This is a genomic window from Achromobacter sp. JD417 (assembly GCF_041879325.1).
GTDB lineage: Bacteria > Pseudomonadota > Gammaproteobacteria > Burkholderiales > Burkholderiaceae_B > Achromobacter > Achromobacter mucicolens.
The window spans coordinates 1,754,931-1,776,965 of the sequence record NZ_CP087159.1 but is presented as its reverse complement, the minus strand read 5'-3'; the positions used below and the strand labels follow the sequence as shown (position 1 = coordinate 1,776,965).

The window sequence follows — 22,035 nt, the reverse complement described above, 5'->3', positions numbered from 1 at the left end:
ATGACTCAGAACGCTTCCCCCCTGCCCTGGGGCTTCACCCTGCCGGATTGCCGCGGCGCAAACGCCCTGCTTCATTTCATGAACGACCTGGCGCGCGTGGTCAATCAATACCTGGGCAGCGGCAAGTTGTCGGAGGAAGCGCTGGCGGATGCGCAAAAGGCGGTCGATGCCTTGCTCGAGCGCTATGTGGAAATCCAGGCGGCCCCGGAGGCCTTTGACGACGAACGTATCGAACTCGCCCTGGAAACCCAGCAGCAGCCCGATGGCACGACCGGCGCCCAGGTGGCGCTGCGCATGTCGCCACGCCTGGAAGACCTGATCATCGAGGCCCAGCGACAGGCCCGGCCCGCAACGCACTGATAGGCAAGGGCGCACGTCCCGCGCCCTCCTTTTCGAAAATGCTTGCATAATCGCTCAAATGTCGATAATATCGACGGTTGGATCTGAAAGAGCAGCCCCTTGAGGGTCAGCCCGGCAAGCTAATCGCCTGTTGCCCCCTGCCAAGATCCGCCCGACAGCGCTGGCGTCCTAGCGAAGTACAACGCAAAAAACGCAACCCCAGCGCCGCATCGGGAACGCCTTCACCCGTCCGCCAGTCCGGTCCGGCATGAAGCAAACCCAACCCAAATGATGGCTTCACCCGCTACCCCGCGGGCGTACGTCAACGCGCCGGCAATCTTGTCTTTCGCCGCGCAGCCTGAATCGATGCCCTCCAAGACTGGACGAAGGCATCACTTCGCCGGACCCGGCGCGCAAAAAACATGAGAATGCGCAAAAGGACGGCAGCAGCAATGCGTTAGTGTCATGTAGCGCGTGTCCAATTACATCCGGCGGACGCAGCGCATCAACACACACTCATGGCGGCAATTTTCCCGCCCGGTGCGTTCACCATGGCAAGACGCAGCTTTTCCTATAACTAGAACCTAAAGAGAACACAACATGAACACTCGTTTCACCACCACCGACCTGATCCGACGCCCGGCCCATACGCAGCTCGACGACATGCCCATCCACATCGGCGACATCGTCTATCTGCAACCGGCCGACGGCCCCGAGATTCGCGCCACGGTCATCTTCAATGCGCCGATCAACGGCACGACGACCTACACCACTGAAGTCGTGCCTTGCGGATCGGCCGTACAGAAGGCGCCGGGACAACGCATCCGGTTCCGCCACGAGCACGTGCATCGCATCGAACCCGTGCGCCGCAACGCTCGCTGATCTGCCTCAAAACCGCCGCCCGACTAGTGCGGCGGTTTGCTTTGTGCGTGATAAAGTCCGGGCAACTCCCGTCCGCCGATCTCAACATGCAGAACAATCGTCTCGCGGTCCGTATCTGGGACCTCCCCACCCGACTCTTTCACTGGGCCCTCGTCGTCTGCATCGTCGGCGCGTTCGTCAGCGTCAAGTTGGGCGGTCTGTACATGGACTGGCACGTGCGTTTCGGCTGTACGGCGCTGGGCCTGATCCTGTTTCGCCTGCTCTGGGGCTTTGCCGGACCGCGCTATGCCCGCTTCGCGCATTTCGTGCGCGGCCCGGGCGCCGTGGTCCGCTACCTGAAGGGCGCCGCCGCGCCCGCCGGCCACAATCCGCTGGGCGCGCTGTCGGTCATGGCCTTGCTGCTGGTCGTGGGCTTTCAGGCGGTCAGCGGCCTGTTTACCACCGACGACATCATGACGCAGGGTCCCTTGTTCGGGTATGTCTCGGAAGCCACCGCCAGCGCGATGACGTCCTGGCACAAGCTCAACGAGTGGGTCATCATCGGCCTGGTCGCGTTGCACCTGCTGGCCGTCACCTGGTATGCGGTCGTGCGCCGCAAGCGTCTGGTGCGTGCCATCATCACCGGCAACGTCGACGCCAAGGATGTCCCGGCCGGCACGCCGCCCGCGCAGGATGGACTGGCGGTCTGGCTGCGCGCCCTGGTGCTGGGCGCCTGCGTGACGGGACTGGTGCTGTGGATACGATCGCTCGAGATCGTGTCCGACATGTCCTTCTCCTGATCACGCACCCATGAAAAAAGCCCCTTGACGGGGCTTTTTGCATTTTGCTTTTTGCTTGGTGGGCGGCGGGCCGGCACCGCCGGCCCGGCACCTTACTTCTTCTTGCGGTACGCGTCGTGGCAGGCCTTGCAGCTGGCACCCACGTCGCCGAAAGCGGCGCGCAGCTTGTCCAGATCGCCTGCGTCGGCAGCCGCCGACAACTTCACGATGTTGTCCTGAAACGCCTGCTGCTTCTGCTTGAAGCCCGCGGCATCGCTCCAGATTTCCGGACGGGCGTCGCCGCCTTCCGTACCCGGACCGAAGCCTGCCCACGGCAATGCCGACAGCGTCTTCAGCACATCGACGTTGGCCTTAATCTGCGCGGCGTCATAGGGCGCCTGGCCCTTGACCACCGGTGCCATCCGGCCAAAGTGCGAGCCGATCAGCGTGAGCGCCGACTGGCGGTACTTGACCGCATCTTCGGGCTTGGCGAATTGCGCGGAGGCGGACGTCGCCAGCAGCGGACCCACCGTCATACAGGCCAGCGCTGCGAGCGTGGACAACTTCTTCATTGCGATCTCCCGTAGGTACAACGTGAAAGCCGCGCGCATGACGCGCGCGGCACGGCGACTATACCGCCCGGGCCAGCTCGGCCGCCAGACCGATGTAGGAGCGCGGGGTCATCGCCAGCAGGCGGGCCTTGGGCTCTTCAGGCAGCGCCAGGCCCTGGATGAATTCTCGCAGGGCCTCTTCGGTGATGCCCTTGCCGCGCGTCAAGGCCTTGAGCTGTTCGTAGGGCTGCGGCAGACCGTAGCGGCGCATGACGGTCTGCACCGGTTCGGCCAGCACTTCCCAGCACGCGTCGATATCGGCGTCGATGGCGGCCGTGTTGACTTCCAGCTTGCCCAGGCCGCGCATGCAGGCATCCCATGCCACCAGGCAGTAGCCCAGGCCCACGCCCAGGTTGCGCAGGACGGTGGAATCGGTCAGGTCGCGCTGCCAACGGGAGATGGGCAGCTTGTCGGCCAGATGGCGCAGTACGGCGTTGGCCAGACCCAGGTTGCCTTCGGAGTTTTCGAAGTCGATCGGGTTGACCTTGTGCGGCATGGTCGACGAACCGACCTCGCCTTCCTTCAGGCGCTGCTTGAAGTAGCCCAGCGCCACATAACCCCAGATGTCGCGATCCAGGTCCAGGATGATGATGTTGGCGCGGGTGATCGCATCGAACAGCGCGGACATCCAGTCATGCGGCTCGATCTGGATGGTGTGGCGGTTTTGGGTCAGGCCCAGCCCGGACAGCACGCGCTTGCTGAATTCGGGCCAGTTTATTTCCGGATAGGCGGACAGGTGGGCGTTGTAGTTGCCGGTGGCGCCGTTCAGCTTGGCCAGGGGCTCGACGGCCTCGACGGCGGCGATGGCGCGGTTCAGGCGCGCGGCCACGTTGGCGAATTCCTTGCCCAGCGTGGTCGGGCTGGCGGGCTGGCCATGCGTACGCGACAGCAGCGGCTGGTCGGCGTTGGCGATGGCCATTTCATTCAGCTTGGCGGCCACTTCGCGCAGGCGCGGCACCACGACCTGGTCGCGGGCGCGCGACAGCATCAGCGCGTGCGAGGTGTTGTTGATGTCTTCGGACGTGCACGCGAAGTGGATGAACTCGGCCGCGCGGGCCAGTTCGGCGTCATCGGCGACCTTTTCCTTCAGCCAGTATTCAACGGCCTTCACGTCGTGGTTGGTGACGCGCTCGATCTCCTTGATACGGCCGGCGTCGGCTTCGGAGAAATTGGCGACCAGCTGGGCCAGACGCGCGCGGGCGCTCTCGGAGAAGGCCGGCAGCTCGGGCAGGCCGGCGTCCGACAGCGCGATCAGCCAGGCGACCTCGACTTCGACGCGGTGCGCCATGAAACCGGCTTCGGACAGCAGACCGCGCAGCGCGTCGCCCCGGGAAGCGTAGCGGCCATCCAGTGGCGAAAGGGCATTAAGTTGGCTCAGCTGATCGGCGATTTGCATGGTCTGGTAGAGAAAAAACGACGGATGGGAAAACCCGGCGATTTTATCATCCGGGGCGGCCCGACATTGTGGCAAACTGACGAAGATTCCGCCCTGCGGACAATTCCGGCCGTCATACAGCCTGCTATACTTCGGCCGCTTTCCGACTCCGCTTGTGACTCCATGAAACTGATCGGCTCGCTTACCAGTCCCTACGTGCGCAAAGTGCGTATCGTCATGGCCGAGAAAAAGCTGGACTACCGGCTTGAACTCGAAAACGTCTGGTCCGCCGACACGCAGATCCAAACGTACAACCCGCTGGGCAAAGTTCCTTGCCTGGTCATGGAAGATGGCGGCGCCCTGTTCGACTCGCGCGTCATCGTCGAATACCTGGACACCCTGTCTCCTGTCGCCCGGCTGATTCCGCAGCCCGGACGCGACCGCGCAGCCGTCAAGTGCTGGGAAGCCATCGCCGATGGCCTCCTGGACGCGTGCGTGACCATCGTCAAGGAAAACCAGCGCCCCGAAGCCCAGCGCAGCCCCGAATGGATCGAGCGCCAGTACGGCAAGATCCACGCCAGCCTGGACGCCATGAACAAAAGCCTGGGCGACAACGCGCATTGCATGGGCATCAACTACAGCCTCGCGGACATCGCCGTGGGCTGTGCCCTGGGGTATCTGGACCTGCGCTTCCCCTCGCTGGACTGGCGCACTGGCCAGCCCAACCTGGCCCGCCTGTACGACAAGCTGTCCCAACGCCAGTCGTTCATCGACACGGTGCCCAAGACGGCCTGACGCCCCAACAAAAACGCCCGGCATGGCCGGGCGCTCGCTTTTACCGGCCGCTTTCCGCGGCCGATTTTCATTTCCGCGATCAAACCGTCCAGGTCTGCCAGGCCTTGAACAGCATGTAGGCCGCCAGCGCAAACAGCAGTGCGGCGAACACGCGCTTGAGCGTCTGCACCGGCAGGCGATGCGCCATGCGAGCCCCCAGCGGCGCGGTCAGGACACTGGTGCAGACCAGCGCCAGCAGCGCCGGCCAATAGATGAAGCCGAGCATCCCCGGATAGGTCTGGGCCTCGTTCAGGCCCGAGACGACATAGCCCACGCTGTTGGCCAGCGCAATCGGAAAGCCCAGCGCCGCCGACGTCGACACCGCGTTGTGCAGGGCCACGTTGCACCAGACCATGAACGGGACCGACAGGAACCCGCCCCCGGCGCCGACCAGGCCCGACAGAAAGCCGATGCCCGCGCCGGCCGCGCTGGTGCCGACAACGCCCGGCATCTGCCGCGTGGGCTTGGGCTTCTTGTTGCGCAGCATGCTCCAGCCTGAATACCCCACGAACAGGGCGAAGAACAGCGAAAGCCACAACGTGCTCAGCGCCGCAAACACCGCGCCGCCGGAAAGCAGCCCGCCGACGATGATGCCCGGCGCCATCGCGGCGACGATGCGCCACTTGATGGTGCCTCGCTGCTGGTGGGCCCGGACGCTGGAGATGGACGTAAAGAGGATCGACGTCATGGACGTGGCGATCGCCGCATGCACGACCAGATCGGCCGGCATTTTCTGCCAGGTGAACAGCATCGTCAGGAACGGCACCAGCAGCATCCCGCCGCCAATGCCAAGCAGGCCCGCCGCAAAGCCCACCACGCCGCCCAGGACCAACAGGCAGATCACCATCGTCACATCCACAACCCTCTCCTCGCTTTTATTGTCATGAACAAGGCCCCACGGATATTGCACCCGGGGGCCTTGGTTACGTGCGGCAGGGCATTCCTAAAGAATGATCCCGCCGCCCAGGCAAACCTCGCCATCGTATAGCACGGCCGACTGGCCGGGCGTCACCGCCCACTGGGGGTCGGTAAATTCCAGTGAAAAAGTCTCTTGCGCCGCATCGGCCAGGCGGCACGCCGCATCGGCCTGCCGGTAACGCGTCTTGGCGCCGAAGACGCCGGCGGCCGGCGGGTAGCCCGCCACCCAGCTCGCGTCCTGCGCCTTCAGGTTGCCGGACAGCAGCCAGGGATGGTCGTGCCCCTGCACGACGTACAGCACGTTGCGCGCGAGGTCCTTGCGGGCCACGTACCAGGCTTCGGCCGTGCCGTCCTCGCGTTGCCGGCCCTTCACGCCGCCCACGCCCAGCCCCTTGCGCTGGCCCAGCGTGTAAAACGACAAGCCTTCGTGGCGGCCCACTTTCTGCCCTTCGGGCGTCAGGATGGGGCCCGGCTCAGTCGGCAGGTAGCGGTTCAAGAATTCCCGGAACGGGCGCTCGCCGATGAAGCAGATGCCGGTGGAATCCTTCTTGGCGGCATTGTGCAGGCCGATCTCGTGCGCGATGCGGCGCACTTCGGTCTTGTGAATCTCGCCCAGCGGAAACAGCGTGCGCGACAACTGCGCCTGATTCAGCCGATGCAGGAAGTAGCTTTGGTCCTTGGAAGCGTCCAGCGCCTTGAGCAGCTGGAACTGCGTCCCGCCGCCCTCGGCCGGCACTTCGCGCACGCGCGCGTAGTGGCCGGTCGCGATGTGCTCGGCGCCCAGCGCCATGGCGTGGTCCAGGAATGCCTTGAACTTGATTTCGGCATTGCACAGCACGTCGGGATTGGGCGTGCGGCCAGCGGAGTACTCGCGCAGGAACTCCGCGAACACGCGGTCCTTGTATTCGGCGGCGAAGTTGACGAATTCGAATTCCACGCCGACCAGATCGGCCACGCTGGCGGCGTCCAGGAGATCCTGGCGGGTGGAGCAGTATTCGGAATCGTCGTCGTCTTCCCAGTTCTTCATGAACAGGCCGACGACCTCGTAGCCTTGCTGCTTGAGCAGCCAGGCGGTGACCGAAGAATCGACCCCGCCCGACATGCCGACGACAACGCGGCCTTTCTTGGTGGATGTTTGACTCATGATGCGGCTATTTTAGATCGGACACGACGTCTTCCCGCGGCTGGGGCTCGGCGGCGCGGGACACTTCCATCAGCCAGGCCCGGAAGGCCTGCAACGTGGGCAGATTGGCCTTTTGCTCGGGATAGCACAGGTAGTAGCCCATGCGCGCCCGGATCGGCAGTTGGATGGCGATGGCAAGCTTGCCGTCGCGCAGTTCGTCCTCGATCAGGCAACGCGGGATCAGCGCCACGCCAAAGCCCGCGGCCGCTGCCTGCGACAGCAACGCGTATTGGTCGAAACGCGCGCCTTCCAGGCTGCGGCGCGTATCGCAGCCGGCCTGCTCGAACCAGTCGCGCCAGCCCTCCAGGGCCGACGTATGGTGCAGCAGCGGATAGGCCAGGAGCGCTTCGGGCGACGTGCACCCGCCCGGGATCAGGCGGGGACTGCAGACGGGAAGAATCTCGCGGCCGACGATGTAATCGGCCCCGCTGCCGGGCCACAGGCCCTCGCCGAAGCGCACGGCGGCGTCCAGCTCCGGCGTGGAGAAGTCGTAGCCCTGGCGGTGCGGCAGGAATTCCACGTGGATGTCGGGACGCAAGCGCATGAAGGCGGTCAGGCGCGGAATCAGCCAGCGCGCGCCGAACGTGGGCATGCAGGTCAGGTTCAGCGTGCCGCCCCGCCCCTGATGCGCGATCAGTTCGACGGTGGCCGCTTCGATCTGGCCGAGACCGGCCTGGATCTTGGCCAGGTAACTGCGGCCCGCTTCGGTCAAGACCAGGCCTTGCCTGATTCGCAGGAATAGTTCGACGCCGACGAACTCCTCCAGATGTTTCACCTGTTTACTCACCGCGCCCTGCGTCACGCACAATTCCTGCGCGGCGCGCGTGAAACTGCTGTGTCTGGCGGCGACTTCAAAGGCCTGAAGATCGGTTAAAGAGGGACAGAAACGCCTCATTGCAGCCCCCACCCGTCGTGGGGCTCCCTTGCCCGTGCGGGCGTGACGTCGGCACAGGATGCACGGCGGATGTTACATAAAAGTAACCGCGGCGAAGCCCTGCCGAGAAAGAGGTATGAAAAAAAGTCATAGCTTACGGAGAATCTTTCGTTTGCGCAAACCCGCCCGCCAGGAAAGAATCGTCGGGTTTGCGACTGCTTTCATGCAGCTGCTTTCCATTCATTAGTAGGGGAATTCATGCAACGCCGTAATGTAGTTCTGGGCCTGTGTGTCGCCGCCGCGACCCTGGCCACGCCGCTGACCTCGGGTATCGCGCACGCTGAAGACGCGTATCCCAGCAAGCCCATCCGCCTGATCGTTCCCTTCCCGCCCGGCGGCACCACCGACATCGTCGGCCGCCTGTTCGCCGACAAGCTCGGCAAGGAACTGGGCCAGACCGTCGTCGTGGAAAACCGCGGCGGCGCCGGCGGCTCGATCGGCAGCGCGTTCGTCGCCAGCAGCGCGCCGGACGGCTATGTCCTGGGCATTGCCACCGTCAGCACGCACGGTATCAACCCGGCCATCTACCCGAACCTGCCGTTCGATGGCGAGAAGGACTTCACGCCCGTCTCGAACCTGGCCGCCGTGCCGAACATCATGACCATCAACCCGAAGGTCCAGGCCAAGAACATCGCCGAGTTCATCACGCTGGCCAAGAGCCAGCCGGGCAAGCTGACGTACGCGTCGGCCGGCAACGGTTCGGTCTCGCACATGATGGGCGAACTGTTCAAGATGGCGTCGGGCACCGACCTGATGCACGTGCCTTACCGTGGCGTTGGCCCCGCGCTGAACGACGCGCTGGCCGGCCAGGTCGACGTCATGTACGACAACCTGCCCTCCACCCTGCCGCACGTGCAGTCCGGCCGCCTGATCGCCATGGCTGTCGCCGCCCCGCAGCGCGTTGCCGCCCTGCCTGACGTGCCCACGTTCGCCGAAGCCGGCCTGCCCGCCGTGAACGACGCGTCGTGGTTCGGCCTGGTCGCCCCGGCCAAGCTGCCCGCCCCCGTGCTGGCCAAGCTGAACGCCGCTGTCCAGAAGGTCAGCGCCGAAGAGGACGTCAAGAGCCGCCTCGCTGCCCTGGGCGCTTCGCCCGCAGCCAACACCCCGGCCGAATTCGGCGCGCAGATCTCGGCTGAAATCGCCAAGAACAAGCGCATCGCCAAAGAAGCCAACGTGAAGATCGACTAACCGGTCTTCGGTCCTCGCGCGCCGCCGGCACGCGAGGACCTCCGATTCACGAACGCAGTACCCCCCTATGCGAATTACCCAACCCCTGTCCTACCGCCTCGACCTTCCGCAGCAATACCCCGATTCGGATATTTCGGCCCCCCTCGTGCTGGATTCCCCGCACAGCGGCACCGCCTACCCCCCCGATTTCGCTGCCGCGGTGGACTTTGGCGCATTGCGCACCGCCGAGGACACCTGGGTTGACGATCTGTGGGGCGACGCCATCGAGATGGGCGTGCCGATGATTGCCGCGGCCTTCCCGCGCGCCTACATCGACGCCAACCGCGCCCGCGACGAAATCGACGAACTGCTGCTGGACCAGGCTTGGCCTGACGCCCTGAATCCTTCGCCCAAGGTCAAGCTTGGCAAGGGCCTGATCTGGCGCATGCTCGATGACGGCACGCCGCTGTACGACCGCAAGCTGACGGTCGAGGAAGTGCGCCACCGCATCGACGCCTGCTGGGAGCCCTATCACGCCGCGCTTGGCCAGGTGCTGGACAACGCGCATCGCAAGTTCGGCAAGGTCTGGCACATCAATTGCCATTCCATGCCCAGCGTCGCCGGCGAATTCGCCACCGACCGCCCCGGCCTCGTCCACCCCGATTTCGTGCTGGGCGATCGCGACGGCAGCACCAGCGACCCCGCCTTCCGCGAATTCATCGCAGCCTGGCTGCGCGAGCGCGGCTACGACGTCACCTTGAACGATCCCTACAAGGGCGTGGAGCTGGTGCGCGCGTTCGGCCGCCCGCAAGAAGGCCGCCACAGCCTGCAGATCGAAATCAACCGCAAGCTCTACATGGACGAAGTGTCGCTTCGCCCCACCGAAAACTATGGCCGCCTGAAGGCCGATCTGCGCGACCTCACCGGCGCGCTGATCAACTGGACGCGCGCGCAGACGGCTTGACGCCGGACGTCTGTTCGCCGGCGCCGGCCAGCGACGTGTTCATACCGGCCGGCGCATTCGGGTTGCAAGACCCCTGCCCCATGGTTCGCCATGGGGTTTTTTTTGCCCGCGCGAGATGCGGACAAACGGGGCAAGCTCCAGAGCGCACATTCCGTGTATAACTACGGCGAACCTTCTGAGGAGAGGCGTCGATGCACATCGGGATACCAAAAGAAACCCGAGACGGGGAAACCCGTGTCGCAGCAACACCGGAGACCGTCAAGAAGTACGTGGGCGGCAAGCACACCGTCGTCGTGGAGCGTGGTGCGGGCGCCGCGGCCCGCTATCCCGACGATGCCTACGTTGCCGCGGGCGCCACGCTAGGTTCCGCTCAGGATGCCCTGGGCGCCGATCTGGTCATGAAGGTTCGCGCGCCCTCCCCCGAAGAATTGCCGCACATGAAACCGGGCACGGTGGTCATCGGCATGCTCGATCCCTTCGACGCCGAAGGCCTGGCGCAGCTGGCCGCTGCCGGCCTGACCGGCTTTGCGCTGGAAGCCGCGCCGCGCATCACCCGCGCCCAAAGCCTGGACGTGCTGTCCTCGCAGGCCAACCTGGCCGGCTACAAGGCCGTGCTGCTCGCCGCCCATCACTACGGACGGCTGATTCCCATGATGATGACGGCCGCCGGCACGCTGAAGGCCGCGCGCGCGGTCATCCTGGGCACCGGCGTCGCAGGCCTTCAGGCCATCGCCACGGCCAAGCGGCTGGGCGCCGTGGTCGAGGCGTCGGACGTGCGCCCCGCGGCCCGCGAACAGGTCGAATCGCTGGGCGCCAAGTTCATCGACGTGCCCTTCGAAACCGACGAAGAACGCGAGATCGCACAGGGCAAGGGCGGCTACGCGCGCCCCATGCCCCCGGCCTGGATGGCCCGCCAGGCGGCGCTGGTGTCCGAACGCTGCAAGCAGGCCGACATCGTGATCACCACGGCGCTGATTCCCGGCCGGCCCGCCCCCATGCTGGTTTCGGCGGAAACGGTGGCGGCCATGAAGCCCGGCTCGGTGCTGGTGGATCTGGCCGTCGAACGCGGCGGCAACTGCCCGCTTTCGGAGAAAGGCCGCATCGTCGAAAAGCACGATGTCACGATCATCGGGCTGACCAACCTGCCCGGCCTGGTCGCCACCGACGCCTCGGCGCTCTACGCGCGCAACATCCTGGATTTCCTGAAGCTCATCATCAATGCGGACGGCGCGCTGGCGATCCAGCGCGACGATGAAATCGTGGCGGCCTGCCTGGTGTGCGAAGGCGGCAATGTGACGCGGAGGACGTAACCATGGAAGCGATCAATCCCACCCTGATGAACCTCATCATCTTCGTGCTGGCCATCTACGTCGGCTACCACGTCGTCTGGAACGTCACCCCCGCCCTGCACACGCCGCTCATGGCGGTCACCAACGCCATTTCCGCCATCATCATCGTGGGCGCGATGCTGGCTGCCGCGCTGACCGAAGGCGGACTGGCGCGCGGCATGGGCGTCTTTGCCGTGGCGCTGGCCGCCGTGAACGTCTTTGGCGGATTTCTCGTGACGCGACGCATGCTCGAGATGTTCAAGAAAAAGGACCGCAAGCCGGGCAAGGAGGAAGCGAAATGATCTCGCTGAACCTCGTCACGCTGCTTTACCTGATTGCCTCGGTCTGCTTCATCCAGGCGCTCAAGGGTCTGTCCCATCCCACCACCTCGCGCCTGGGCAACGCCTTCGGCATGGCCGGCATGGCGATCGCCGTGGTGACCACCGCGGCGCTCATCGTGGGCCTGGCGCGCAGCGGCACGGCCACGATCGGGCTGGGCTGGGTCGTGCTGGGGCTGCTGGTCGGCGGCTCCATCGGCACGCTGATGGCCAAGCGCGTCGAGATGACCAAGATGCCCGAACTGGTCGCCTTCATGCACAGCATGATCGGCCTGGCGGCGGTGGCGATCGCGGTGGCCGTCGTGGCCGAGCCGCACGCCTTCGGCATCGCGCCGCCCGGCATGGCCATCCCCACCGGCAACCGCTTTGAACTGTTCATCGGCACGTTCGTGGGCGCCATCACGTTCTCAGGCTCCGTCATCGCCTTCGGCAAGCTGTCCGGCAAGTACAAGTTCCGGCTGTTCCAAGGCGCGCCGGTGGTGTTCGCCGGCCAGCACATGCTGAACCTGGCGCTGGCGCTGGCGATGCTGGGCTGCGGCGTCTGGTTCATGCTCACGCAGGAATGGACGCCCTTCATCATCATGACGCTAATCGCCTTCGTGCTGGGCGTGCTGATCATCATCCCGATCGGCGGGGCGGACATGCCCGTGGTGGTGTCGATGCTGAACAGCTATTCCGGCTGGGCGGCGGCGGGCATCGGCTTCTCGCTGAACAACCCCATGCTGATCATCGCCGGATCGCTGGTGGGATCGTCGGGCGCCATCCTGTCCTACATCATGTGCAAGGCGATGAACCGCTCGTTCTTCAACGTGATCCTGGGCGGCTTCGGCGGCCAGGCGGGCGGCGCCGCGGCCGCCGGCGACACGCCGCAACGCAGCGTCAAGTCGGGCAGCCCGGATGATGCGGCGTTCCTGATGACCAACGCCGAAAGCGTGACCATCGTGCCGGGCTACGGCCTGGCTGTGGCGCGCGCGCAGCACGCGCTGAAGGAACTTGCCGAAAAGCTCACCGAGCGCGGCGTGACCGTCAAGTACGCGATCCACCCCGTTGCGGGCCGCATGCCCGGCCACATGAACGTGCTGCTGGCCGAGGCCGAAGTGCCGTACGACCAGGTCTTCGAAATGGAAGACATCAACAGCGAGTTCGGCCAGACCGACGTGGTGCTGGTGCTGGGCGCGAACGACGTGGTCAATCCCGCCGCCAAGAACGATCCAAAGTCGCCCATCGCCGGCATGCCCATCCTGGAGGCCTACAAGGCGCGCACGGTCATCGTGAACAAGCGCTCCATGGCCTCGGGCTATGCCGGCCTGGACAACGAGCTCTTCTACATGGACCGCACGATGATGGTCTTTGGCGATGCCAAGAAGGTGCTAGAGGACATGGTCAAGGCCGTCGAATAGGCGGCGCGCCAGCCGCCGCGCGGGCCCTAGGCCTGCGCGGCGCGGCGCAACTGCTCGTCCACCACCTCGACCCAATGCCGCACCGGCGTGTCGGTGCCGCTTTGCAGATGGCCGATGCACCCGATGTTGGCCGACAAAATCACATCGGGACTTGCCGCCGCAATGGCGCCCAGCTTGCGGTCGCGCAGCTCAAGCGCGATGTCCGGATTCAATACCGAATACGCGCCGGCCGACCCGCAGCACAGGTGCTTGTCGGCAAACGGCTGCAGCTCGAAGCCCAGGTCGGCCAGCAATTGCTCGGACAACGGCCGCAAGCCCTGCCAGTGCTGCAAGGTGCATGGCGGATGAAAGGCCGCCCGCATGCCCGCCGGCAGCCGCGCGCGTAGCAATTCTGCATGCGGCGCGACGATCTCGGCCACGTCCTTGACCAGCGCCACGATGTCCGCGGCCTTTTGCGCATAGGCCGCATCGTGGCGCAGATGGTGCGCGTATTCCTTGACCATGGCGCCGCAGCCCGACGCGTTCATCACGATGGCTTCGATCTTGCCGTCCTGCACCAGGGGCCACCACGCGTCGACGTTGGCGCGCATCTGCGCCACGGCCTCGTCCTGCGCATCCAGATGGAAACTGACCGCGCCGCAGCAGCCGGCGCCCGGCGCAATGCGCGCGCCGATGCCGGCGGCATCCAGCACGCGGATGGTGGCGGCGTCGATGGTGGGCATCATGGCCGGCTGCACGCAGCCGGCCAGCATCAGCACCTGACGCGCATGATGCCCCACCTGGGGCAGCGGCCCTGCGTCGCGGCGTTCCGGCACCTTGCGCCGGAGCGCCTGCGGCAGCAGCCCGCGCAGGCTCTGCCCCAGCCGCATGGCGGGCGCGAACATCGGTGACAGCATCGCCTTGCGCAGCAAGGTGCGCCGGGTTCTATCGCCCCATGACCGCTCCACGCGTTCGTCCACGATCTTGCGGCCGATATCGACCAGATGGCCGTATTCGACCCCCGACGGGCAGGTGGTCTCGCAGTTGCGGCAGGTCAGGCAGCGGTCCAGATGCTGCTGCGTGGACTGCGTGGGTTCCTTGCCTTCAAGGACCTGCTTGATGAGATAGATGCGGCCGCGCGGGCTGTCCAGCTCGTCGCCCAGGACCTGGTAGGTCGGACAGGTTGCCGTGCAGAATCCGCAATGCACGCAGCGGCGCAGGATGGCGTCCGCCTCGTTGCCCAGATCGGTGCCGCTCGCCCAGGATGCCAGATTGGTTTGCATGATGTCCTACAGCTCCAGGACCAGGCGGCCGGGGTTGAACAGGCCGGCGGGATCAAGTTCCTGCTTCAGCCGGCGGGTGATCGCGCCAATGCCCGGCGCAAGCGGGTGAAACACACCATCGGCCGGCGGCGCTGTGTCCGCAGGCCGGAACAGCGTGGCATGGCCGCCATGCTGGGCCGCCACGTCGCGCAGTTGGGCCGCATCGTGCGGGCCGCTCAGCCATCGCTGCCCGCCGCCCCACTCGATCAGCGTCGGCCCCAGTTCGAGGTCTGCCGTGGTGGGCGGCAAGGCAAGACGCCACAAGGGCTGCCCGGGCGAAAAGAACACGTGGGTCTGCTCGCGCAGCGACTGCCACCACGCCGCCGCAGCCTCGGGCGCCATCAGGTCGCCGCCGATCAGCCCTCGGGCGCTGGCGAGCGCGGGTGGCGCGCCCGACAGACGCACCATCGTCATGCCGTCGGCCCCACCGCTTTCGCTTGTCCAGCTCGATGCGGAGATCGGCAACGGCTTGCCGCGCCAGAAGGCAAAGTTCGCCAGCGCCTGCGCCTGCGTGGCGGGCAGCGTCAGCGTCATCTCTTCCATCGGCTTGGGCACGACCTTGAGCGACACCTCCAGGATGGCGCCAAAGATGCCGTGCGAGCCGGCCAGGAGGCGCGACACGTCATAACCCGCCACGTTCTTCATGACCTCGCCGCCGAAGGACAGGATGCGCCCTTCGGAATCCAGCAGTTGCGCCCCCAACACAAAATCCTTCAAGGCGCCGGCGCTCATGCGGCGCGGCCCCGACAGGCCGGCGGCCACGCAGCCGCCCACGGTCGCGGTGGGCGCGAAATGCGGCGGCTCGAAGGCCAGCATCTGGCCGTGCTCGGCAAGCGCGGCTTCCAGTTCGGCCAGCGGCGTGCCGGCGCGCACGGTCACCACGAGTTCGGACGGGTGATAGCTGACGATGCCGCGGTAAGGCGCCATGTCCAGCAGGCAATGGCCATCCTGCGGCCTGACCGGACGATAGTTGCCGTAGAACCGCTTGCTGCCGCCGCCCATCACGAACAGGGGTTTGTGACCGGCACGCGCCGTCATGACCTGGTCGCACAATTCCGACAGGACAAAATCCATAAGGGATACGTCCTAGAAACGGGCGAGATCGGGGAAGCGCAATTCTCCCGCATGGACGTGCATCTTGCCGTATTCGGCGCAGCGAGCCAGCGTGGGGATGACCTTTTCAGGATTGAGCAGGCACGGCGGATCGAAGGCCCGCTTGACTGCCATAAACGCGTCGAGTTCTTCGCGAGAGAATTGCACGCACATTTGATTTATTTTCTCCATTCCCACACCGTGCTCTCCAGTCACGGTTCCTCCCACCTGCACGCACAGCTCAAGAATGGCCGCACCGAATTTTTCGGCGCGTTCCACCTCGTCCGGCTTATTCGAATCGAACAGGATCAGCGGATGCAGATTGCCGTCCCCGGCATGAAAGACGTTGGCGCATCGCAGGCCGAATTCGTCTTCCATCTGTTCGATGGCGCCCAGCACGCGCGCCAGATGACGACGCGGAATCGTGCCGTCCATGCAGTAGTAATCGGGCGACACGCGCCCGGCGGCGGGAAACGCGTTCTTGCGCCCCGCCCAGAATTTCAACCGTTCGGCCTCGGACGCCGACACCTGGCAGCGCGTGGCGCCGGCCTGCCGGAACACCGCTTCCATCCGCGCGATCTCGTGCGCCACCTCTTCGGGCGTGCCGTCCGATTCGCATAGCAGGATGGCCTGCGCGTCCATGTCGTAGCCCGCGCGGACAAACGGTTCCACCATGTGCGTCGCGCGGCGGTCCATCATTTCCAGGCCAGCGGGAATCATGCCCGCCGCGATCACCTGCGTGACGGCATTGCCCGCCGCCTCGACGCTGGAAAAACTGGCCATGACCACCTGCTGGCACGCCGGCTTGGGGATGAGCTTGACGGTCACTTCGGTGACCACGCCCAGCATGCCCTCGGATCCGATAAACACCGACAGCAGATCCAACCCTGGCGCATCGGGCGCGTGCGATCCCAGTTCGACCACATCGCCGTCTATCGTGACCACGCGCACGCGCAGCACGTTGTGCACCGTGAGGCCGTACTTCAGGCAATGCACGCCGCCGGAGTTCTCCGCCACGTTGCCGCCGATGGAGCAGGCAATCTGGCTGGATGGATCCGGCGCGTAGTACAACCCGTAGGGCGACACCGCTTCGGAGATGGCAAGGTTGCGCACGCCGGGTTCAACGATGGCGGTCGCGCTGGCCAGGTCGATATGCTTGATGCGGTTGAACTTGGACAACCCGAGCAGCACGCCCCGGCTGTGCGGCATGGCGCCGCCCGACAAACCGGTTCCGGCGCCCCGCGCCACGATCGGCGCATTCAGACGCTTGCACACGCGCATGATGGCCTGCACCTGCGCTTCGGTTTCGGGCAGGGCAACCACCGCGGGTATGGAGCGGTAAAGGGATAGGCCGTCGCACTCGTAAGGACGGGTGTCCTCTTCGCGATACAGCACACAGTGCGCGGGCAGCACGGCCGACAACGCCTCGATGAGCTGTTGCTGCGAATAAGGCGCCTGCACTTGTGCCAGGCCAGTTTCGACCAGTGAATTCATGAGCGCAACAATAGCGCGAGTGCCCCGGTTAATCAGGCCGGGATTTACCCGCACCTGACGTATTTACGGGGCTTTGCGGCCGATTCATACGTAACCGACCGTAAACCGGACAGGCGCCTGTCGCTTAAATGCAGCAAGCGTGGACCCAAGCGAGGCGGCGCCTGCCGCCCCGCTCGCCGTTTACCAGGAAACGATCTTGCCCGGATTCAGGATGTTGTTCGGGTCGAAGGCGTGCTTGAGGCTGCGCATCAGGTCGAGCGCGTCGTCGCCATGCTCTTCGGCCATGAACTGCATCTTGTGCAGGCCCACGCCGTGTTCGCCCGTGCAGGTGCCGTCGGCAGCGATGGCCCGGCGCACGAGGTTGTGGTTGATGGCTTCCGATTCCTGCCACTCCTGCGGGCTATCGGCATCCAGCAGCATCAGCACGTGGAAGTTGCCGTCACCCACGTGGCCGACGATCGTGTACGGAAAGCTTGCGCGATCCAGTTCCTCGACGGTGTCGCGCACGCAATCGGCCAGGCGCGAGATCGGCACGCAGACGTCGGTGGTGCTGGCGCGGCAGCCGGGACGCAATTGCAGGCCCGCGAAGTACGCGTTGTGGCGCGCGGTCCAGAGACGGCTGCGGTCTTCAGGACGCTCGGCCCATTCGAAGTCCATGCCGCCGTGTTCGGCCGTGATGGCCTGCACGGTTTCGGCCTGCTCTTGCACGCCGGCCGGACTGCCGTGGAATTCAAACACCAGCAGCGGTGTCTCGCGCAGCGTCAGCTTGCTGTGCAGGTTGACGGCGCGCACGCTCGCGGCGTCCATGAACTCGACGCGCGCGATGGGCACGCCCATCTGGATGATTTCGATCACGCTCTGCACCGCGGCGTCCAGCGTCGGGAAATTGCAGACCGCGGCGGACACGGCTTCGGGTTGCGGATATAGCCGCACCGTGACTTCCGTGATGATGCCCAGCGTGCCTTCGCTGCCCACGAAAATGCGCGTGAGGTCGTAGCCGGCCGACGACTTGCGGGCGCGGCCGGCTGTGCGGATGATGCGGCCGTCAGCGGTGACGACGGTCAGCGACATCACGTTTTCGCGCATCGTGCCGTAGCGCACGGCGTTGGTACCCGAGGCGCGGGTGGCGGCCATGCCGCCCAGGCTGGCGTCCGCGCCCGGATCGATCGGGAAGAACAGGCCCGTACTGCGGATTTCTTCGTTGAGCTGCTTGCGCAGCACGCCGGCCTGCACCGTCGCGGTCAGGTCTTCGGCGTTGATGGCCAGGACCTTGTTCATCTGCGACAGGTCCAGGCTGATGCCGCCCTGGATGGCGAGAATGTGGCCTTCCAGCGAAGACCCGGCGCCGTACGGGATCAGGGGAACGCGATGCTCGTTGCACACCTTGGCGACGTACGCCACGTCTTCGGTGGACTGCGCGAACACCACGGCGTCAGGCAGCATGGCCGGATAAGGCGATTCGTCGCGGCCGTGATGCTCGCGAACGGCGGCCGATTCCGACAGGCGGTCGCCAAAGTGCGCGCGCAGCGCATCCAGGCAGGCGGCCGGCACCGCGCGGCGCAACGATTCGGCGTGCAGGGGAGCGTTCATGATCTCGTGGTTTCCCGGGTTCGATAATCCGAATATTCTACGCCGCCCCGCGTGCTGCGCCGCACACTCCGCCAAGCGGAGGGTGCGCGGCGCGCATCCTCTTCATTTGCCGGAGGTCAGCGCGACGCGGCGGCGTTCACGCACGGCCTGCGCCAGGCGCTCCAGCACGGCCACCGAGGCGTCCCAGTCGATGCAGCCGTCGGTGATGCTTTGGCCATACACCAGGGGCTGGCCCGGCACCATGTCCTGACGGCCGCCCAAGAGGTGGCTTTCGACCATGACACCGACCAGACGGGCATCGCCGGCTTCCATCTGGCGCGCAACGTCCTCGACGACGAGCGGCTGGTTCTCGGGGTTCTTGCTGCTGTTGGCGTGGCTGGCATCGACCATGATGCGCTGCGCGAGACCGGCCTTGGACACGTCCTGGCAGGCGGCGTCAACGCTGGCGGCGTCGTAGTTCGGGGTCTTGCCGCCACGCAGGATCACGTGGCAGTCCTCGTTGCCGGCGGTGGACACAATGGCCGAATGGCCGCCCTTGGTCACCGACAGAAAATGGTGCGGTTGCGAGGCCGCCTTGATCGCGTCGACGGCGATCTTCACGTTGCCGTCCGTGCCGTTCTTGAATCCCACCGGACACGACAGGCCGGACGCCAGCTCGCGATGCACCTGGCTCTCTGTCGTGCGCGCCCCGATCGCCCCCCAGGAGACCAGATCCGCGATGTACTGCGGCGTAATCATGTCCAGGAATTCGCATCCCGCCGGCAGCCCCATGCTGTTGATGTCCAGCAGCAGTTGACGGGCCACGCGCACCCCCTTGTTGATGTCGAAGCTGCCATCGAGGTCGGGATCGTTGATAAGCCCCTTCCAGCCCACCGTCGTGCGCGGCTTCTCGAAATAGACGCGCATCACGATTTCCAGGTCCGCGCTCAGGCGGTCGCGCACGGGCTTCAGGCGCTTGGCGTATTCGATGGCGGCACGCGTGTCGTGAATCGAGCACGGACCGATCACGACGATCATGCGGTCGTCCATGCCGTGCAGGATGCGGTGCATGCCTTGCCGCGCGGCGAAGACGGTCTCGGACGCCTCCTTGGTGCAGGCGAACTCGCGCATCACGTGCGAGGGCGGATTCAGTTCCTTGATTTCTCGAATACGAAGGTCATCGGTGTTGTGCGACACGGTACTGCTCCTGGGTTGCCCGCCACGGCGGCATAAAAAAAGCCGCCAGATTCGCTGGCGGCTTTTTTGGGGGGATTCTTTCCAAACTTCAGATTGAGCGCGTCCCTTCCTCCGCCAGCGGCTTCAGAAAACCAAAAAAATAAAAATAAAAGGCGGGGGACGCGAATTTCATGGGGAACGACTCTAGCACAGTTTTTTGAGAGCGTCACGCCGGATTTTTTTGGAGTGCCGCCCCCATTTAACGCATCAGGCCGTGCCGCCGACCGTCAGGCCTTCCATGCGGACCGTCGGCATGCCCACCCCGACCGGCACGCTCTGGCCGTCCTTGCCGCAGGTTCCGACGCCGGAATCCAGCTGCAGATCGTTGCCGATCATGGTCACGCGGTTCATGGCGTCGGGACCGTTGCCGATGAGGGTTGCGCCCTTGACCGGGTAGGTGACCTTGCCGTCCTCGATCATGTAGGCCTCGGACGCCGAGAACACGAACTTGCCATTGGTGATGTCGACCTGGCCGCCGCCGAAATTGACGGCATACAGGCCCCGCTTGACCGAGGCCACGATTTCATCGGCAGGCTTGTCGCCGGCCAGCATGTACGTGTTGGTCATGCGCGGCATGGGCAGGTGCGCGAAGGACTCGCGGCGGCCGTTGCCGGTTGCGGCGGTTTTCATCAGGCGGGCATTGAGCGTGTCCTGCATGTAGCCGCGCAGGATGCCGTCTTCGATCAGCACATTGCGCTGGGTGGCATTGCCCTCGTCGTCGATGTTGAGCGATCCGCGGCGATCCGGAATGGTGCCGTCGTCGACCACGGTGACGCCCTTGGACGCCACGCGCTCGCCGATGCGTCCGGAAAACACGCTGGACCCCTTGCGGTTGAAGTCGCCTTCCAGGCCGTGACCGACGGCTTCGTGCAGCAGGATGCCCGGCCAGCCCGATCCCAGGACCACCGTCATTTCGCCGGCCGGCGCCGGACGCGCTTCCAGGTTGACCAGCGCCTCGTGCACCGCGCGCTCGACATAGCCCTGCAGCATCTCGTCGGTGAAGTAAGCCAGACCCAGGCGGCCGCCGCCTCCGGCGTGACCCATTTCGCGGCGGCCATTGCGTTCGGCAATCACGGTCAGCGACAGGCGCACCAGCGGGCGCACGTCGGCGGCCAGACGGCCATCGCTGCCCGCAACCAGCACCACGTCATATTCCGCGCCCAGACCCGCCATGACCTGGATCACATGGGGATCGCGCGCCCGCGCCATGCGTTCGACGCGTTCGAGCAGCGCGACCTTTTCGGGCGCGCTGAGGCTGGCGACGGGATCGATGTCCGCATAGAGGCTGCGGCCGATCTCGGCCTCGACCTGGGCGGCGACCTTGACCTTGCCTGCGCCGCGGCGGGCAATACCGCGCACGGCATGCGCCGACGACAGCAGCGCCTCGGGCGACAGCGAATCCGAATACGCGAACGCGGTCTTTTCACCGCTGACCGCGCGCACGCCCACGCCTTGGCTGATCGAGAAACTGCCCGTCTTCACGATCCCTTCTTCCAGGCTCCAGCCTTCACTGCGCGTGTACTGGAAATACAGGTCGGCGTAATCGACCTTGTGGGTGAAGATTTCACCCAGTGCCCGCGCCATGTCCGCTTCGGTCAGACCCCAGGGGTCGAGCAGAAGGGATTTGGCGGTGGCCAGGGAAGCAATGGCGGGATCGATGATTTTCATAGGCTCAGTTCAGGAACGGCACCGGGGCCGTGCATGCGCGTCATGGCGCTCAAGACCGTATCGTACCGCCGACACGGGCCCGGCGTCCCGGCAAACGCCAAAAGTCGCGGCTTACCGCAGCGGCAAATGCGGGACAAAATGGTCTCGCATTATCTTGCCGACATAGATGGAGACGGCATACTGGGTATCAAGTTAAGTACCTAATTACGTATCAAGTTAAGCAATTGTGCTCAGACCGAATGGCAAGACTGGAACTTTTCGTGTTGTCGTAAGACCTGACGGCAAAATGAAAACTCGGGGACGGAACACCATGGCGCCCGGGTATATCACCGCGGGCGGGGTGCAAAGCCATAATGTATGGCACCCGCTTTCGCGACGATTTCCCGCCTGAAGAAAATTGCGGCATTTGACGCGCATTGCACGCACCCTCGTCCAGGATGATCGGGCATGCAATGCCGGCCAATCACACGCTAGGCCCGTCATTACAAGGTTGTCCGACAATTGGCGGCCCGCACCGCCCGCCCGTTAACCAAGCAAGCGCTTGTTTCAGTTTGTCCCAAATTTAAGATTTTCCTTCCTAACTGATGGAAATGGCGGGCAGCCGCAAAGCGGAGAGCCGGTGGCGCTTTTGATACAAAGTAATT

Annotated in this window: 20 protein-coding genes; 9 read left to right on the top strand and 11 right to left on the bottom strand. The window is 65.1% G+C overall.

Annotated elements, in window-relative coordinates; translation table 11 throughout:
* From LN047_RS08170 to LN047_RS08160, 3 genes are all read left to right on the top strand, one after another.
* Positions 1–360, top strand: coding sequence for a hypothetical protein (locus LN047_RS08170; protein WP_373981480.1), 360 nt, complete (start codon positions 1–3; stop codon positions 358–360).
* Positions 361–939: 579 nt separating this feature from the next.
* A complete protein-coding gene (locus tag LN047_RS08165) occupies positions 940–1,221 on the top strand; it encodes a hypothetical protein (RefSeq protein WP_056320023.1) in 282 nt (93 codons plus the stop codon).
* Positions 1,222–1,307: 86 nt separating this feature from the next.
* Positions 1,308–2,000 carry a cytochrome b/b6 domain-containing protein gene (locus LN047_RS08160; RefSeq protein WP_223574799.1) on the top strand — a complete coding sequence of 231 codons (693 nt, stop codon included), beginning with the start codon at positions 1,308–1,310 and terminating at the stop codon, positions 1,998–2,000.
* Positions 2,001–2,092: 92 nt separating this feature from the next.
* Here the strand turns inward: LN047_RS08160 and LN047_RS08155 are convergent, their stop codons facing one another.
* Both LN047_RS08155 and purB read right to left on the bottom strand, forming a co-directional pair.
* A complete protein-coding gene (locus tag LN047_RS08155) occupies positions 2,093–2,551 on the bottom strand; it encodes a cytochrome c (protein ID WP_373981479.1) in 459 nt (152 codons plus the stop codon).
* A gap of 58 nt (positions 2,552–2,609) precedes the next feature.
* A complete protein-coding gene (gene purB / locus LN047_RS08150; RefSeq protein ID WP_373981478.1) occupies positions 2,610–3,986 on the bottom strand; it encodes an adenylosuccinate lyase in 1,377 nt (458 codons plus the stop codon).
* 162 nt (positions 3,987–4,148) lie between these two features.
* Between purB and LN047_RS08145 the strand changes: the two genes are divergently transcribed.
* Complete coding sequence (locus LN047_RS08145) at positions 4,149–4,760, top strand: glutathione S-transferase (protein WP_056322638.1); 612 nt, start codon at positions 4,149–4,151, stop codon at positions 4,758–4,760.
* A 79-nt stretch (positions 4,761–4,839) separates the two neighbouring features.
* Here LN047_RS08145 and LN047_RS08140 read toward each other — a convergent pair whose 3' ends face one another.
* From LN047_RS08140 to LN047_RS08130, 3 genes are all read right to left on the bottom strand, one after another.
* On the bottom strand, positions 4,840–5,658 hold the full coding sequence (locus LN047_RS08140; protein ID WP_056322636.1) for a sulfite exporter TauE/SafE family protein: 819 nt from the start codon (positions 5,656–5,658) through the stop codon (positions 4,840–4,842).
* Between the two features lie 84 nt (positions 5,659–5,742).
* Positions 5,743–6,861 (bottom strand): tRNA 2-thiouridine(34) synthase MnmA, encoded by a 1,119-nt coding sequence (gene mnmA, locus LN047_RS08135; RefSeq protein ID WP_373981477.1) that lies wholly within the window; start codon positions 6,859–6,861, stop codon positions 5,743–5,745.
* A gap of 7 nt (positions 6,862–6,868) precedes the next feature.
* Positions 6,869–7,795 carry a LysR substrate-binding domain-containing protein gene (locus LN047_RS08130; RefSeq protein WP_373981476.1) on the bottom strand — a complete coding sequence of 309 codons (927 nt, stop codon included), beginning with the start codon at positions 7,793–7,795 and terminating at the stop codon, positions 6,869–6,871.
* Between the two features lie 237 nt (positions 7,796–8,032).
* On the opposite strand from LN047_RS08130, the gene LN047_RS08125 reads away from it, so the two are divergent.
* From LN047_RS08125 to LN047_RS08105, 5 genes are all read left to right on the top strand, one after another.
* Complete coding sequence (locus LN047_RS08125) at positions 8,033–9,022, top strand: tripartite tricarboxylate transporter substrate binding protein (protein WP_142049899.1); 990 nt, start codon at positions 8,033–8,035, stop codon at positions 9,020–9,022.
* A gap of 67 nt (positions 9,023–9,089) precedes the next feature.
* A complete protein-coding gene (locus LN047_RS08120; protein WP_373981475.1) occupies positions 9,090–9,965 on the top strand; it encodes an N-formylglutamate amidohydrolase in 876 nt (291 codons plus the stop codon).
* 191 nt (positions 9,966–10,156) lie between these two features.
* A complete protein-coding gene (locus tag LN047_RS08115; RefSeq protein WP_056322621.1) occupies positions 10,157–11,275 on the top strand; it encodes a Re/Si-specific NAD(P)(+) transhydrogenase subunit alpha in 1,119 nt (372 codons plus the stop codon).
* A gap of 2 nt (positions 11,276–11,277) precedes the next feature.
* Entirely contained in the window at positions 11,278–11,595 is a 318-nt protein-coding gene (locus tag LN047_RS08110) for an NAD(P) transhydrogenase subunit alpha (RefSeq protein WP_006224972.1), read from the top strand.
* On the top strand, positions 11,592–13,031 hold the full coding sequence (locus tag LN047_RS08105) for an NAD(P)(+) transhydrogenase (Re/Si-specific) subunit beta (RefSeq protein WP_056322618.1): 1,440 nt from the start codon (positions 11,592–11,594) through the stop codon (positions 13,029–13,031). Before LN047_RS08110 ends, LN047_RS08105 begins: the two co-directional genes overlap by 4 nt.
* 26 nt (positions 13,032–13,057) lie before the next feature.
* Here LN047_RS08105 and glcF read toward each other — a convergent pair whose 3' ends face one another.
* The 6 genes from glcF to tldD all read right to left on the bottom strand — a co-directional run bounded on the left by glcF (position 13,058) and on the right by tldD (position 21,391).
* Complete coding sequence (gene glcF, locus LN047_RS08100) at positions 13,058–14,293, bottom strand: glycolate oxidase subunit GlcF (RefSeq protein WP_373981474.1); 1,236 nt, start codon at positions 14,291–14,293, stop codon at positions 13,058–13,060.
* A 6-nt stretch (positions 14,294–14,299) separates the two neighbouring features.
* Positions 14,300–15,406 carry a glycolate oxidase subunit GlcE gene (gene glcE, locus LN047_RS08095; RefSeq protein ID WP_373981473.1) on the bottom strand — a complete coding sequence of 369 codons (1,107 nt, stop codon included), beginning with the start codon at positions 15,404–15,406 and terminating at the stop codon, positions 14,300–14,302.
* A 12-nt stretch (positions 15,407–15,418) separates the two neighbouring features.
* Positions 15,419–16,918 (bottom strand): FAD-linked oxidase C-terminal domain-containing protein, encoded by a 1,500-nt coding sequence (locus tag LN047_RS08090; RefSeq protein WP_056322610.1) that lies wholly within the window; start codon positions 16,916–16,918, stop codon positions 15,419–15,421.
* Positions 16,919–17,098: 180 nt separating this feature from the next.
* Positions 17,099–18,508 carry an FAD-binding oxidoreductase gene (locus tag LN047_RS08085; protein ID WP_062838468.1) on the bottom strand — a complete coding sequence of 470 codons (1,410 nt, stop codon included), beginning with the start codon at positions 18,506–18,508 and terminating at the stop codon, positions 17,099–17,101.
* A gap of 102 nt (positions 18,509–18,610) precedes the next feature.
* Entirely contained in the window at positions 18,611–19,684 is a 1,074-nt protein-coding gene (gene aroG / locus LN047_RS08080) for a 3-deoxy-7-phosphoheptulonate synthase AroG (protein WP_056322603.1), read from the bottom strand.
* Between the two features lie 246 nt (positions 19,685–19,930).
* On the bottom strand, positions 19,931–21,391 hold the full coding sequence (tldD, locus tag LN047_RS08075) for a metalloprotease TldD (protein WP_056322600.1): 1,461 nt from the start codon (positions 21,389–21,391) through the stop codon (positions 19,931–19,933).
* Positions 21,392–22,035: the final 644 nt, after the last annotated feature.

Bases quoted from the DNA above. Each gene is read 5' to 3' on its own strand.
- glcF (WP_373981474.1), bottom strand. From the start codon at position 14,293: ATGCAAACCAATCTGGCATCCTGGGCGAGCGGCACCGATCTGGGCAAC.
- tldD (WP_056322600.1), bottom strand. From the start codon at position 21,391: ATGAAAATCATCGATCCCGCCATTGCTTCCCTGGCCACCGCCAAATCC.
- glcE (WP_373981473.1), bottom strand. From the start codon at position 15,406: ATGGATTTTGTCCTGTCGGAATTGTGCGACCAGGTCATGACGGCGCGT.
- LN047_RS08170 (WP_373981480.1), top strand. From the start codon at position 1: ATGACTCAGAACGCTTCCCCCCTGCCCTGGGGCTTCACCCTGCCGGAT.
- LN047_RS08125 (WP_142049899.1), top strand. From the start codon at position 8,033: ATGCAACGCCGTAATGTAGTTCTGGGCCTGTGTGTCGCCGCCGCGACC.
- LN047_RS08120 (WP_373981475.1), top strand. From the start codon at position 9,090: ATGCGAATTACCCAACCCCTGTCCTACCGCCTCGACCTTCCGCAGCAA.
- LN047_RS08155 (WP_373981479.1), bottom strand. From the start codon at position 2,551: ATGAAGAAGTTGTCCACGCTCGCAGCGCTGGCCTGTATGACGGTGGGT.
- LN047_RS08085 (WP_062838468.1), bottom strand. From the start codon at position 18,508: ATGAACGCTCCCCTGCACGCCGAATCGTTGCGCCGCGCGGTGCCGGCC.
- LN047_RS08145 (WP_056322638.1), top strand. From the start codon at position 4,149: ATGAAACTGATCGGCTCGCTTACCAGTCCCTACGTGCGCAAAGTGCGT.
- LN047_RS08130 (WP_373981476.1), bottom strand. From the start codon at position 7,795: ATGAGGCGTTTCTGTCCCTCTTTAACCGATCTTCAGGCCTTTGAAGTC.
- purB (WP_373981478.1), bottom strand. From the start codon at position 3,986: ATGCAAATCGCCGATCAGCTGAGCCAACTTAATGCCCTTTCGCCACTG.
- LN047_RS08090 (WP_056322610.1), bottom strand. From the start codon at position 16,918: ATGAATTCACTGGTCGAAACTGGCCTGGCACAAGTGCAGGCGCCTTAT.
- LN047_RS08165 (WP_056320023.1), top strand. From the start codon at position 940: ATGAACACTCGTTTCACCACCACCGACCTGATCCGACGCCCGGCCCAT.
- LN047_RS08115 (WP_056322621.1), top strand. From the start codon at position 10,157: ATGCACATCGGGATACCAAAAGAAACCCGAGACGGGGAAACCCGTGTC.
- mnmA (WP_373981477.1), bottom strand. From the start codon at position 6,861: ATGAGTCAAACATCCACCAAGAAAGGCCGCGTTGTCGTCGGCATGTCG.
- LN047_RS08160 (WP_223574799.1), top strand. From the start codon at position 1,308: ATGCAGAACAATCGTCTCGCGGTCCGTATCTGGGACCTCCCCACCCGA.
- LN047_RS08110 (WP_006224972.1), top strand. From the start codon at position 11,278: ATGGAAGCGATCAATCCCACCCTGATGAACCTCATCATCTTCGTGCTG.
- LN047_RS08105 (WP_056322618.1), top strand. From the start codon at position 11,592: ATGATCTCGCTGAACCTCGTCACGCTGCTTTACCTGATTGCCTCGGTC.